Source organism: Catenulispora acidiphila DSM 44928 (assembly GCF_000024025.1).
In the GTDB taxonomy this organism is placed as follows: domain Bacteria; phylum Actinomycetota; class Actinomycetes; order Streptomycetales; family Catenulisporaceae; genus Catenulispora; species Catenulispora acidiphila.
The window spans coordinates 8,472,975-8,486,369 of the sequence record NC_013131.1 but is presented as its reverse complement, the minus strand read 5'-3'; the positions used below and the strand labels follow the sequence as shown (position 1 = coordinate 8,486,369).

Sequence of the window (13,395 nt, the reverse complement as noted above, 5' to 3'; positions counted from 1 at the left end):
GTCGCGCGGTGATCGCAGGGTGACGAAAAGGCCGTATGACCGATAAGGTTCGCGCATGACCGCGGACTCGGGGAATGGGCGGTCCGGCAGGCGTGCGGCCGTCGGGCGGCGCCGGCGCATCGTCGGCGCCCGCTTCGCCGAGAGCGAAATCGGGCGCTGGCTCACGGACAACGCCATGGCCTCGGACCTCTACCTGCTGCCCGCCCTCGGCATGGTGGCCGTCGGCTTCGGCATGCTGACCGTGGCCTTCCCCGAAGCCTGGACCCCGGCGATGCTGGCCCTCCCGGTCCTGGCCGGCGGCCTGCTGATGAAGCTGCGCGGGCAACTGCTCCTGCTGGTGATCTGCATCGCGGTCCTGATGGCCGTGTCCTGGCACCGCGAGCGCGCCGGCGTGGCCTTCGGCTCGGCACTGGCGGTCTTCGCCACCGCGGCGCTGGTGATACTGACGTCGCGCTCCCGCCTCCGGCTCGGCGTCCAGGGCACACGCGGTGAGGCGATGTTGCTGGACCTGCGTGAGCGGCTGCGGGCCCAGGGCGTGGTGCCACGCCTGCCGGCCGACTGGCATGTCGATATGTCGATCAGATCAGCCGGTGGTCAGTCCTTCGCCGGCGACTTCCTCATCGCGGCCCTGTCCCACCCGGCGTTCCCGGCCCAGCGCCGCCCCGTGCCGGTGGCCAACGCGGTCGGGACGAGCAGCGTGCCGGGACTCGCGGCTGCTTCCGGAACCTCCGCGGCACCCGGCCCAGACCCCGCCGCCAATCCCCATCCCACTCCCACCGCCGACTTCGACGACGCGCCGACCCAAGGCCAGACCCTCGAACTCAGCCTCGTCGACGTCAGCGGCAAAGGCCTGGCAGCGGGCACCCGAGCCCTCCTCCTGTCCGGAGCCTTCGGCGGCCTCCTCGGCACCGTCCCCTCCCGCGACTTCCTCACCTCGGCGAACAAGTACCTCCTCCGCCAAGACTGGGACGAAGGCTTCGCCACAGCCGTCCACCTCGTCGTCGAACTGGAAACCGGCCACTACCGCTTCCACAGCGCGGGCCACCCACCCATCGCCCGCCTGACCGCCAAAACCGGCCGCTGGTCCACCGAAGAAGCCGAAGGCCCCCTCCTAGGCATCCTCGACGACGCAGAATTCCCCGCCACCGAAGGCTGCCTCGACAGAGGCGACGCCCTCCTCCTCTTCACCGACGGCCTCGTAGAACGCCCCGGCCGCGACCTAGACGAAGGCCTAGACCGCCTCCTAGGCGCCGCCGAAACCCGCCTCACCACCAGCTTCGCCGGCGGAGCCGACCGCCTCATCAACGAAGTAGCACCCAACGTCAAGGACGACCGAGCCCTCGTAGTCGTCTGGCGAACCTAAACCCGCCCCCGCAACCGGGGTGAGAACCAGCCGCCAAGTGTGCCAAGATAGACCCACGCGCGACCCCTCCAGGCCGCGAGTGCGGATGTAGCTCAATGGTAGAGTCTCTGCCTTCCAAGCAGATTGTGCCGGTTCGATCCCGGTCATCCGCTCCAGACTTGCGGAGCCCAGCTCAGCCCTAGCGGCGGAGTTGGGCTTTTGTGCTGTTCGGCGTGAGCGCGTCTGCTCGCTGGCTCTGAACAGAGAGAGGGCCGCCGAATGGGCGGCCCTTCTGCGTCTCAGCCTTCGTGCGACCTGCCTTGTGTCAGCTGGTGGTGTTGGGGAGGGGTGGGAGTTCGCCGGTCTTTTCGTAGTCGGTCATCAGTTGGATGCGGCGGTTGTGGCGTTCTTCGTTGGTGAAGGGGGTGGTGATGAAGAGTTCTACGAAGTGGGTGGCTTCTGCTTCGGTGTGCATGCGGGCGCCGATGCTGATGACGTTGGCGTTGTTGTGGAGGCGGCCTAGGCGGGCTGTTTCTTCGCTCCAGGCTAGGGCTGCTCGGATGCCGTCTACTTTGTTGGCGGCGATTGCTTCGCCGTTGCCGGAGCCGCCGATGACGATGCCGAGGGTGTCGGGGTCGGCGGCTGTTTTGCTGGCGGCGAGCATCACGTAGGGGGGGTAGTCGTCCTGGGGGTCGAGGGTGTGGGGGCCGCAGTCGACTGCTTCGTGCCCGGCGGCGGTCAGCCAGGTGACGAGGTGGTTCTTCAGGTCGTAGCCGGCGTGGTCGCTGCCGAGGTAGATGCGCATATGGAGGATTATCCCATCCGGGGGGCGGGGGGCGGTGTCGGCCACCCGTTCGGCCGATTGCGGCGGGTGGTGCGGTGGTGCACTGTTGTTCTTGTCGTCAATGATGATTCTGGAGTGACTGGAGAGACAGCCGAGCCGACACGTGTAGGGGGCAGCCGTGGAGCGATTCTCGAGATTCGTGCTCGCGAAGCGGCGGGCGATCGCGGCTCTGTGGGTGGTGCTGCTGCTCGGTGGCGGGTGGGCTTCGTCGGTGCTGTCCAAGCACCTGAATCAGAGCTTCACCATCGCCGGGACGCCGAGTGCGGCGGCGAGCGATGCCCTGGTGGCGCAGTATCACGTCGGGGGCGGGCTCGATCCGCTCGTGCCGGTGTTCGTGCTGCCGCCGGGGGTCACGCCCGAGGCTGCTCGTGCGAAGCTGGAGCCCGCGCTGGCTGCCGTGCCGGGGCGGGTCGTCGACTACTACAACAGTGGCAATCGGGCGTTCCTGGGCGCTGACGGCCGGACCATGTTCGCCCTCGTCTTCACTCCGGCGGTCAACGACCAGGTCAAGGATGCCAAGGTCCAGACGGATGCCGCTCGCGTCCTGCCGCGCCGGCTCGCCGCCGCCGCTCCGGCGGGGACCCAGGTGCACGTCACCGGGATCACGCCGCTGTCGTCCAACGGCAACGGCGGCGGGAACGGGGTGCTCGCCGAGGCGCTGCTCGGGGCGGCCGGGGCGCTGATCGTGCTGGCCTTCGTGTTCGGGTCCTTCCTCGCGCTGCTGCCGCTGATGATCGCAGCGGTCTCCATTCTGTCCAGCTATCTCGTTGTGCTGCTCCTGAGCGAGTTCATGAAGGTGCAGGCGGTCGTGCAGTACATGGTCGGCCTGATCGGGCTGGGCGTGGCCATCGACTACTCGCTGCTGCTGGTCACCCGGTGGCGCGAGGAGGTGGCGCACGGCGCGGACAACGAGACCGCCGTGCACCGGGCGATGGCCACCGCCGGGCGTGCCGTGCTGGTCAGCGGCCTGACCGTGGCCCTGGGTCTGCTCTCGCTGATCGTCGTGCCGATCCAGTTCATGCGCTCCATCGGCATCGGCGGGATGCTGATCCCGGTGGTCAGCGTGGCGGTGACGCTGACGCTGCTGCCGATCGCGCTCACCGGCTTCGGGCGCCGCCTGGACTGGCCGCGCCTGCGGCACGAGGACAAGCCCAGCCGGGCCTGGACCGCGTGGGCCCGCTGGGTGGTGCGGCACAGGTGGATCGCCGCCGGGCTGGCTCTGCTGGTGCTGGTGCCCCTGGCCGTGGCGGCGCTCGGCATCCACGAAGGCGATCCGACCACTGACTCCCTCGCCAAGTCCGGCGACGCCCGGCAGGGACTCGTGGCCCTGCGCACCGCCGACATCCCGAGCGGCGTCCTCAATCCCTATGTCGTGCTGACGCCGCCGAACACGTCGGGCAGCCAGGTCACGGTCTCGGCGATCAGCCACGGCCTGTACGCCGCCATCGCGGTGACCACGCCGCCGCCCGGCACCGAGAAGACCCCGACGACCCGCTGGCCGATGACCGTCATCCTCCCCAGCGACGAAGCCGCGACCAGCCAGGGCCAGCACATCGCCAAGCTCACCCGCACCGAGTTCGAGCACGCCGTCCCGGGCACCCTCGTGGCCTCCAGCGCACTGGCCAACATCGACAACATCCACAAGATGTACGGCCAGTTCCCCTTATTGCTGGCGGTCCTGGCCATCCTGACCTTCCTGGTCCTGGCCCGCACCTTCCGTTCCCTGCTGCTCCCGGCCAAGGCGGTGCTGGCGAACCTGCTCTCGGTCGCCGCGGCCTACGGCGGCATGGTCCTGATCTGGCAGGACGGCCACGGCTCGCACGCCATCTGGGGTATCCCGGCGACCGGCGGCATCCCGTTCTGGATCCCGATGATCGTCTTCGCGTTCCTCTACGGCCTGTCGATGGACTACGAGGTCTTCATTCTGTCCCGGATGCGCGAGGAGTTCGACGCCGGCGCGCGCACCGACGACGCGGTGGTCGTGGGCCTCGGCCGGACCGGCCGCCTGGTCACCAGCGCCGCGCTGATCCTCTTCCTGGCCTTCGCGGCCCTGGCCAGCGCCCCGTCGACGTTCCTCAAGATCTTCGCGACCGGGCTGGGCATCGGCATCCTGCTGGACGCCACCGTCGTGCGCGCGCTGCTCGTGCCCGCGCTGGTGTCCCTGTTCGGGCGCTGGAACTGGGTGCTGCCGGCGTGGGCGGCGCGCCTCCTGCGGGTGGAGCCGTCGCCATGAGCCGCGGGCCGGGCACGATCGGCGGGTCCCGTGAGCAACGACACGCCCTGGACCTCGCGGGGCGTCCTTGTGCCGCCATGATCGTGGCGCTAGCGTCCGCAGAAATTCGCACTGCTAGTTTCCCCGGGACGGCCCAATGAGCGTGCTCACCTTCACCGACCAGTACATCGGCGGAAAATGGATCCCCTCGGCGGCCACCGAGACGGTGGACGTGCTGAACCCGGCCACCGAAGAGGTGATCGCCGTCATCCCGGCCGGCGGGGCGGCCGACGTGGACGCCGCCGTGGCCGCGGCCCGGTCGGCGGCGCGCGCCTGGGGCGCCAGCCACAAGGACTACCGCCTGGAGTTCCTCGGGCATCTGGTCGCCAAGCTCGCCGAGGCGCAGCCGGAGATCGTCGAGACCGTCGTCGCCGAGCTCGGCTGCCCGGTCGGCTTCGCCACCGCCGTGCAGGCCGCGCTGCCGCTGGGTGTCGCAGAGAGCTACCTGCGCATCCTGGCCGACTACGAGTTCGAAGAGCAGGTCGGCAACTCGACCGTCTACCACGAGCCGGCCGGCGTCGTCGGCGCGATCACGCCGTGGAACTACCCGCTGCACCAGGTCGTCGCCAAGGTGGTGCCGGCGCTGGCGGCCGGGTGCGCCGTGGTGCTCAAGCCCGCCGAGGACACGCCGCTGACCGCGCGCCTGTTCGCCCGGCTGGTCGACGAGGCCGGCTTCCCGCCCGGCGTGTTCAACCTGGTCACCGGGACCGGGGCGGCGGCCGGCGCCGCGCTGGCCGCGCACCCGGACGTCGACATGGTCTCCTTCACCGGCTCCACCGCCGTCGGCCGGCAGGTCGCCGAGCACGCCGGGCGCGGCGTCAAGCGGCTCGCGCTGGAACTCGGCGGCAAGTCGGCGTGTGTCGTGCTGCCCGGCGCGGACCTGGCGAAGGCGGTCAACGTCGCGGTCGCCAACGTCTTCAACAACTCCGGCCAGACCTGCTCGGCCTGGACCCGCCTGCTGGTCCCGGAGGACCACTACGCCGAGGCGCTGAGCATCGCCGCCGACGCCGCGGCCAAGTTCGTGCCCGGCGACCCGACCAAGGCCGAGACCCGGGTCGGCCCGCTGGTCAACGCCAAGCAGCGGGAGCGCGTGCGCGGCTACCTGAACGACGCCGTCGGCGAGGGCGCGCGCGTGGTGGTCGGCGGCGCGCAGCCGCCGGAGGGCCTGCCGACCGGCTTCTACGTCCGCCCGACGGTCCTGGCCGACGTCACCACCGACATGGCCGTGGCGCGCGAGGAGATCTTCGGCCCGGTCATCTCCGTGATGTCCTTCCACGACGCCGAGGACGCCCTGCGCATCGCCAACGCCACCGAGTACGGCCTGGCCGGCGCGGTGTGGGCGGCCGACGACCACGAGGCCGTCGCCTTCGCCCGGCGCATGGACACCGGCCAGGTCGACATCAACGGCGGCCGGTTCAACCTCGCGGCGCCCTTCGGCGGCTACAAGGGCTCCGGTGTCGGACGCGAGCTGGGCCGTTTCGGGCTGGAGGAGTATCTGCAGACGAAGTCGCTCCAGTTCCGGGTCTGATTCGCCGAGAGCGGCAAGCGGCAAGCTCGAAAGCGCACGAGCTGCGGCCGGTCTCATCGAAGAGATCGGCCGCGAGTCCGCCGCTACTCAATCGGCGATCAGACCAGCAGAGGTTGAATCAGCAGAGTTCTGGCCAGCAGTTCTGGCCAGCACAGTTCAGACCAGCCCGAGGAACCCGGGATCCCCGACCCCGATCTGCTGCGCGAAATCCGCGGCTATCCCCAGCACGCCGGACATCGGCACGGTGCGCCGGCTGGTCGTGGCGACGTCCTCAGCCTGCTTGCTCCACAAGAAGGGGAACACGCTGATCCCCTCGGCCGGTCCGGCCGCGGCGGCCTCCTCGCGCCAGCCGTCCCAGCGCAGCGCGCTGTAAAACCCTTCCAGCCGCTCGGACAGCAGCCAGGCGACCCACGCCGAGTGCCCGATCTCCAGCGCCTCCCACTGCAGGGTGTCCGGCGCGAAGTAGATCATCTGGCCCGGCTGCCCGGGACGTCCCGCGGCCGCCGGGTCCATCCCGTTCAGGGCGAACACCCCGCCGAGCACGTCGTGCGCCACGACGAGTCCCGCCGCCGCCTGCCAGGCGGGGTCGAACGTCTCGGGAAACCCGTTCACCTGCGCCAGACTCGGCAGGTTCCCGTCGCGCCCGGAGCCGGCGCCGAACACCCGCACCCAGCCGTCGTCGACCAGCAGGCCGCCGGTGTTCAGGGTCAGCCCGCCGAGCATCGACCGTGCCGTCACCTGAAGTTGCCGCAACCCGCGCGTGCTCTCCCCGGAGTCGGGTGCGAAGACGGTCAGGGGCATCGGGCACGCCGCGAACAACGCCTGGAGCTCCGGCCATGCCGGATCGTCCACTTCGATCAGCTCGGTGAGTTCTCGCATTCGCCCGATCATGGCAGATTCGTCCGATGGTGCCGACCCCGAGACCCGCTACCATCGATGGCCTCGAGATCCTGGGGAGGGGTTGCGCATGGCCGGGAAGTGGGCCGCTCTGTCCAAGGGCACACGAATACTGCTGACCGCAGTCCTTCTCTATGCCGTGGAGTCGGTCGTCATAGTGGCGTCCGACACCGATGCGAACAACGGCTATGCCAGCGTCCTGATTGGCGCGATCACCTCCGCCTTCGGCGCGTTCCTGGCGGCCGCCGCGCTGCGGACGGACTATCTCGACGCGCTGCGGCTGCGTTGGCGTCTGCGTTCCGGCGCCGAGCGCGTGACCGCGACCGTCGCCGCCGTGATCTCGTTCCACAACAGCGACTTCACCTATCCCGTCTTCGAGTACGCGACTCCGGACGGCGCCACCCACCGGCACGCCGACGCCTCCAGCCGCGCGCTGACGGTCGGCGCGACAGCCGAGGTGCGGTACCTGCCGACCGAGGCCGACTTCGCGGTCGGGCCCATGGGCCGGTTCAACGTCGTGGTGTTCGCGGTGCTGGCGGCGTTGGGCGTGGTGTTGCTGGTGCTGATGCCGTTGATGACGGTGCAGGCGTTGGCCAGCTGAGAGCTGAAGCCGGCCGCCGAGCCACGGGATCGGGTGGAAACACCGAGGACATCTCCCCGAGCCACACTGGCGCGGTGAGCACAGGGATCATCACCGTCACCGAAGTCCCCTGGGACGACCCGCAAGCGGTCGCTCTGCGTGACGCGCAGCGCGCCGAGATCGACGCGATCTACGGACCGGGCAGCGAACCCGGTGTCGCGCCTTCCGCCGCCGACATCGCCGTCTTCCTGATCGCGCACGTCGAAGGCGTGCCGGTCGGCTGCGGCGGGCTGCGTCCGCTGGAGCCCGGCGCCGCCGAAATCAAGCGCATGTATGTGGTGCCGGACTGGCGCGGCCGGGGTGTTTCCGGTGCGGTGCTCGCGGCGTTGGAGCAGGCGGCGGTAGCGCGCGGTCGGCGTACGCTCCGATTGGAGACCGGGCCCGAACAGGTCGCCGCGATCCGTCTCTACGAGCGCTCCGGCTACGTGTCGATCCCCGGTTTCGGGGCGTATGCCGACGGCCCGTTGTCCCACACGAAGTCGCATTGCTACCAAAGAGAGCTGTAGCCAGTTCGGGGACCGTTTCCTTCAGGGGCGGCACTCCGGGTTACGATGGGGCTTCGTATTCCGTCCACGCGCGACGTCGCGCCATGACTCGAGGCTGCCGCCGGCAGCGCCGCAAGGAGAGCAGCAGTGAAGAGCGCTGTCGAGACCCTGGACCCCACTCGGGTCCGGCTCACCGTTGAGGTCCCCTTCGAGGAGCTCAAGCCGAGCCTCGACGCGGCGTACAAGAAGATCGCCGAGCAGGTCTCGATCCCGGGCTTCCGCAAGGGCAAGGTCCCGGCGGCGGTCATCGACCAGCGCTTCGGCCGCGGCGCCGCGCTGGAGGAGGCCATCAACTCCTCCCTGCCGCAGTTCTACGGCCAGGCGGTCGAGGACAACAAGATCGAGGTCGTCGGCCAGCCTGACGTGGACCTCAAGGAGCTCGAGCCGGGCCAGGACCTGAAGTTCACCGCCGAGGTGGACGTCCGTCCGGAGTTCGACGTGCCCGCCTACGACGACATCGAGGTCGAGGTCGAGGACGCCGCCGTGGCCGAGGAGGCCGTGGCCGAGCGCATCGAGGAGATCCGCAAGCGCTTCGGCTCCCTGAAGGAGGTCGAGCGCGAGGTGGCCGACGGCGACTTCGTGACGCTGGACCTGGCCGCCTCGATCGACGGCGAGGTGCTGGAGGACGGCACCGCGAAGGGCATGAGCTACGAGGTCGGCTCCACCCAGCTGATCGAGGGCACCGACGAGGCGATCATCGGCAAGAAGGCCGGCGAGACCGCCACGTTCACCTCCAAGCTGCTCGGCGGCTCCCACGCCGGCGAGGACGCGACCATCGAGGTCACCGTCTCGGCGGTCAAGGAGCGCGAGCTGCCCGAGCTGGACGACGAGTTCGCCCAGCTGGCGAGCGAGTTCGACACCATGGAGGAGTTCCGCGCCAACGTGCGCGAGACGCTGGAGCGCTCCGAGCAGTTCGAGCAGGTCGCCTCGGCCCGGGACAAGGTCCTGGAGGTGCTCCTGGAGCGCGTGGAGATCCCCCTGCCGAAGTCGGTCGTGGACTCCGAGCTGGCCTGGCGCAACGAGGCCCTGGACCGGCAGATCGCGATGGGCGGCATGACCCGCGAGGGCTTCTTCAAGCTGCAGGAGAAGACCGAGGAGGAGTACGACGCCGAGCTCGCCGAGGAGGTGCGCGACGGCGTCAAGGCCCAGTTCATCCTGGACAAGCTGGCCAACGCCGAGGAGATCTCGGTGAACGAGGGCGAGCTGACCAACCACCTCATCCAGCGCGCCCAGCAGGCCGGCATGCGCCCGGACGAGTTCGCCCAGCAGATCTCCTCCGCCGGGCAGATCCCGGCCCTGGTCGGCGAGGTCCGCCGGGGCAAGGCGCTGAACCTGGTCCTGGAGGCGGCGAAGGTCAAGGACGCCTCCGGCAACGAGGTGGACGTCAAGAAGATCAACGCCCCCGACGTCGAGGACACCGACGGCGAGAACCCGGACAGCCACGGCCGGGCGCCGGAGGACGAGCACTACGGCCACAAGCACGACTGAGCCGCACCCCCGCCGCGCAGACCTGTGGCGACTGTTCTGAGCGCCCTGCGCGCGTCGAACACCCGGTAGTACCAAAGCCCCGCCTCCCGCTCGGGAGGCGGGGCTTTAGCGTATGCCGTCAGCGAACAAGGGCCGGGGCGCCGACGTGGCGGGGGAGCGGGGCGTTAGGGTCGTCCTAGGACCCGGCGATCACACCCCTGACAGGGCCGAGCCGGTCCGCGCATTCCGCTTCCGACGAACCAGGCAGGGTGAACCTATGACGACGCCGCTGACCCCGATGGCCCGTGCGGGCGTGGACAGCCCGCTCGGCCTGAGCGACCAGGTCTACAACCGGCTGCTGCGCAACCGGATCATCTTCCTGGGCAGCCAGGTCGACGACGACATCGCCAACTCGCTGTGCGCCCAGCTGCTGCTGCTCACAGCCGAGGACAGCGAGAAGGACATCTACTTCTACATCAACAGCCCCGGCGGCTCGGTCTCGGCGGGCCTGGCGATCTACGACACGATGATGTACGTCCCCAACGACATCGTGACCGTGGGCATGGGCATGGCGGCCTCGATGGGCCAGTTCCTGCTCACCGCCGGCACCCCGAACAAGCGCTTCGCGCTGCCGAACACCGAGATCCTGCTGCACCAGGGCTCCGCGGGCATCGGGGGCTCCGCGGCGGACATCCGGATCCAGGCCGAGCGCCTGCTGCGGAGCAAGAAGCGGATGGCCGAGCTGACCGCCCAGCACACCGGGCAGACGCTGGACAAGATCGAGAAGGACTCCGACCGCGACACCTGGTTCAGCTCCGCGGAGGCCAAGGAGTACGGCCTGATCGACGACATCATGACGCACGCCAATGACGTCCCCGGCGCCGGCGGCACCGCCCAGGCCTGAGGTTCGCGCACCCCGGCAGCGCCCCGCGTAGACCCTTAACCCGCCGCCCCCCTCTCGGAGGACTCTTCCCATGAACGACATGCAGTACCGCGGGCCTGAGCACGACGCCCGCTACATCGTCCCCAAGTTCAGCGAGCGCACCAGCTACGGCTTCCGCGAGTGGGACCCGTACTCGAAGCTGTTCGACGAGCGGATCATCTTCCTCGGCGTGCAGATCGACGACGCCTCGGCCAACGACGTGATGGCCCAGCTGATCACCCTGGAGTCGATGGACCCCGACCGGGACATCTCGATCTACATCAACAGCCCCGGCGGCTCGTTCACGGCGCTCACCGCCATCTACGACACGATGATGTGGGTCAAGCCCGACATCCAGACGGTCTGCATGGGCCAGGCCGCCTCCGCGGCCGCCGTGCTGCTGGCCGCCGGCACCCCGGGCAAGCGCCTGGCGCTGCCCAACGCCCGGATCCTGATCCACCAGCCCTGGAGCGAGGGCGGCCGCGGCGACCTGTCCGACCTGGAGATCCAGGCGAACGAGATCCTGCGGATGCGCACCGTGATGGAGCAGATGCTCTCCAAGCACAGCGGGCGCGAGCCGGAGCTGGTGCACAAGGACATCGACCGCGACAAGATCCTCTCGGCGGACGAGGCGAAGGACTACGGCATCATCGACCAGGTCCTCACCTCCCGGACCGAGTCCCTGAACGTTCGATGACCGGTTGCGGACACTGATATATCGGCGGGGTGACCCGCCATGGGCCGTGGCATCGGATTATCATTCGATGCCACGGCCGATGCGCTCGCGATTGTCGAGCGCTCACGCCTCGCCGGGGGTATGAGCGGTACCGTCTTGGGGGACAGACTACGAAGCGCCTCCGGGCGCCAGTAGTGGGTCCAGCACCGGGATCTTCACAAAGGAGAAGCTCCACCGTGGCACGCATCGACAACGCCGACCTGCTGAAGTGCTCCTTCTGCGGCAAGAGTCAGAAGCAGGTCAAGAAGCTCATCGCGGGCCCCGGCGTGTACATCTGCGACGAGTGCATCGATCTGTGCAACGAGATCATCGAGGAGGAGCCCGGCGAGCCGGCAGCCGCCCGCGGGCTGGCAGAGCTGCCCAAGCCCAAGGAGATCTACGACTTCCTCGACGAGTACGTCATCGGCCAGGAGAACGCCAAGAAGAGCCTGTCGGTGGCGGTGTACAACCACTACAAGCGGGTGCAGGCCGGGGACTACCAGCGCGAGCGCGGCGGGCGCCGCGGCGAGCAGATCGAGTTGGCCAAGTCCAACATCCTGCTGCTGGGCCCGACCGGCTGCGGCAAGACCTACCTGGCCCAGACCCTGGCCCGGATGCTGAACGTGCCGTTCGCCATCGCCGACGCCACGGCGCTGACCGAGGCCGGGTACGTCGGCGAGGACGTCGAGAACATCCTGCTCAAGCTGATCCAGGCGGCCGACTACGACATCAAGAAGGCCGAGACCGGGATCATCTACATCGACGAGATCGACAAGATCGCCCGCAAGGCCGAGAACCCGTCGATCACCCGCGATGTCTCCGGCGAGGGCGTCCAGCAGGCGCTGCTGAAGATCCTGGAGGGCACGGTCTCCTCGGTGCCGCCGCAGGGCGGGCGCAAACACCCGCACCAGGAGTTCCTGCAGATCGACACCACCAACGTGCTGTTCATCGTGGCCGGCGCCTTCGAGGGCTTGGACAAGATCGTGGACTCCCGGGTGAACAAGCGCGGGATGGGCTTCACCGCCCAGCTGCGCTCCCGCTACGACGTGGACACCACCGACGTCTTCGCCGACGTGCTCCCCGAGGACCTGCTGAAGTACGGCATGATCCCGGAGTTCGTGGGCCGGCTCCCGGTGGTCACCTCGGTGCACAAGCTGGACCGCGCGGCGCTGGTCCGGATCCTGGTCGAGCCGCGCAACGCGCTGATCAAGCAGTACCAGAAGCTGATGGAGCTCGACGGCGTGGAGCTGGTCTTCGAGGACGACGCCGTGGAGGCCATCGCCGACCAGGCGATCCTGCGCGGCACCGGCGCCCGCGGCCTGCGCGCGATCATGGAGGAGGTGCTGATGTCGGTGATGTACGAGGTCCCCAGCCACTCCGACGTCGGCACCGTGGTCATCACCGGCGAGGTCGTGCGCGAGCACGTGCTGCCCACCCTGGTGCCCCGCGACCAGCAGTTCCGGCGGACCGGTACGCAGCAGAACCTCACCGAGCGCCGGGAGCGGTCGGCGTAGGGGTGTTCGACAGACGGCAAGGGCGGCGGTTCGCTTCGGCGGGCCGCCGCTTTCGTGTCGCGATGAGAACAGGGTGAGAATCCATTCCTACTCGGGTAGGATGACGGTATGGCGACGAAGTTGAGCATCTCCCTGCCGGACGCCGATGTGGCCTTCCTGGACGAGTTGGACCGGAACTCCCGCTCGGCCGCGGTCCAGGCGGCCATCAAGCTCGCCCGGTCGGTGCGCATCGTCGACGACTACACCGCCGCCTACGACGAATGGGTCAGCTCGGGCGAGGCCGAGGTGTGGGACGGCGTCGTCGGCGACGGGATCGCTGACGAGGCCGACCAGTGAGCGGTGCGGTACCCGCCCTGCGCCGCGGAGACATGTGCTGGGTCAATCTGGACCCCGCGCGCGGCGGTGAGATCAAGAAACGCCGCCCGGCCGTCGTGGTCTCCAACGACGGGGTGAACAGCGCCGTCCACCGCTACGGCCGCGGTGTGGTGACCGTCGTGCCCGTCACCTCCAACACTGAGCGCGTGTACCCCTTCCAGATACTCATCGACGCGGCCGACCATCCGGGTCTGCGCACCGACTCCAAAGCCCAGGCCGAACAGGTCCGCACCGTGGACGTGGCGCGCATCGGAAGCCGCATCACGACCCTGAGCCCGAGCACGATGCGGAGCCTGGACGCCGCGCTGCGTCTGCACCTCGCGCTCTAGCCGAT

The 13,395-nt window shown here is 69.2% G+C and carries 13 protein-coding genes and 1 tRNA gene; 12 read left to right on the top strand and 2 right to left on the bottom strand.

The features are described 5' to 3' along the window. The first annotated feature begins 55 nt into the window (after positions 1-55). Together CACI_RS36145 and CACI_RS36140 are read left to right on the top strand one after the other, a co-directional pair. Positions 56-1,363 (top strand): PP2C family protein-serine/threonine phosphatase, encoded by a 1,308-nt coding sequence (locus CACI_RS36145; protein ID WP_015795860.1) that lies wholly within the window; start codon positions 56-58, stop codon positions 1,361-1,363. A gap of 81 nt (positions 1,364-1,444) precedes the next feature. Then, positions 1,445-1,518 (top strand) — tRNA-Gly (locus tag CACI_RS36140). 149 nt (positions 1,519-1,667) lie between these two features. Here CACI_RS36140 and CACI_RS36135 read toward each other — a convergent pair. Next, complete coding sequence (locus CACI_RS36135; protein WP_015795859.1) at positions 1,668-2,147, bottom strand: ribose-5-phosphate isomerase; 480 nt, start codon at positions 2,145-2,147, stop codon at positions 1,668-1,670. Between the two features lie 157 nt (positions 2,148-2,304). On the opposite strand from CACI_RS36135, the gene CACI_RS36130 reads away from it, so the two are divergent. Then, positions 2,305-4,419 carry an MMPL family transporter gene (locus CACI_RS36130; protein WP_015795858.1) on the top strand — a complete coding sequence of 705 codons (2,115 nt, stop codon included), beginning with the start codon at positions 2,305-2,307 and terminating at the stop codon, positions 4,417-4,419. 136 nt (positions 4,420-4,555) lie between these two features. Next, a complete protein-coding gene (locus CACI_RS36125) occupies positions 4,556-5,986 on the top strand; it encodes an aldehyde dehydrogenase family protein (protein WP_015795857.1) in 1,431 nt (476 codons plus the stop codon). Positions 5,987-6,142: 156 nt separating this feature from the next. On the opposite strand, the gene CACI_RS36120 is transcribed toward CACI_RS36125, so the two are convergent. Next, a complete protein-coding gene (locus CACI_RS36120; protein WP_041540676.1) occupies positions 6,143-6,865 on the bottom strand; it encodes a DUF2625 domain-containing protein in 723 nt (240 codons plus the stop codon). 88 nt (positions 6,866-6,953) lie between these two features. On the opposite strand from CACI_RS36120, the gene CACI_RS46545 reads away from it, so the two are divergent. From CACI_RS46545 to CACI_RS36085, 8 genes are all read left to right on the top strand, one after another. Further along, complete coding sequence (locus CACI_RS46545; RefSeq protein WP_015795855.1) at positions 6,954-7,484, top strand: hypothetical protein; 531 nt, start codon at positions 6,954-6,956, stop codon at positions 7,482-7,484. Between the two features lie 74 nt (positions 7,485-7,558). Beyond that, positions 7,559-8,029: a GNAT family N-acetyltransferase gene (locus tag CACI_RS36115; protein WP_015795854.1), complete on the top strand. Its 471-nt coding sequence runs from the start codon at positions 7,559-7,561 to the stop codon at positions 8,027-8,029. 126 nt (positions 8,030-8,155) lie between these two features. After that, positions 8,156-9,556, top strand: coding sequence for a trigger factor (tig, locus tag CACI_RS36110; RefSeq protein WP_015795853.1), 1,401 nt, complete (start codon positions 8,156-8,158; stop codon positions 9,554-9,556). Positions 9,557-9,812: 256 nt separating this feature from the next. Next, a complete protein-coding gene (locus CACI_RS36105) occupies positions 9,813-10,439 on the top strand; it encodes an ATP-dependent Clp protease proteolytic subunit (RefSeq protein ID WP_015795852.1) in 627 nt (208 codons plus the stop codon). A gap of 70 nt (positions 10,440-10,509) precedes the next feature. Continuing rightward, positions 10,510-11,154 (top strand): ATP-dependent Clp protease proteolytic subunit, encoded by a 645-nt coding sequence (locus CACI_RS36100; RefSeq protein ID WP_015795851.1) that lies wholly within the window; start codon positions 10,510-10,512, stop codon positions 11,152-11,154. A 215-nt stretch (positions 11,155-11,369) separates the two neighbouring features. After that, a complete protein-coding gene (gene clpX / locus CACI_RS36095) occupies positions 11,370-12,686 on the top strand; it encodes an ATP-dependent Clp protease ATP-binding subunit ClpX (protein ID WP_015795850.1) in 1,317 nt (438 codons plus the stop codon). Positions 12,687-12,794: 108 nt separating this feature from the next. Beyond that, positions 12,795-13,022: an antitoxin gene (locus tag CACI_RS36090; protein WP_015795849.1), complete on the top strand. Its 228-nt coding sequence runs from the start codon at positions 12,795-12,797 to the stop codon at positions 13,020-13,022. 17 nt (positions 13,023-13,039) lie between these two features. After that, positions 13,040-13,390: a type II toxin-antitoxin system PemK/MazF family toxin gene (locus CACI_RS36085; protein ID WP_041543226.1), complete on the top strand. Its 351-nt coding sequence runs from the start codon at positions 13,040-13,042 to the stop codon at positions 13,388-13,390. The last annotated feature ends 5 nt before the right edge of the window (positions 13,391-13,395 follow it).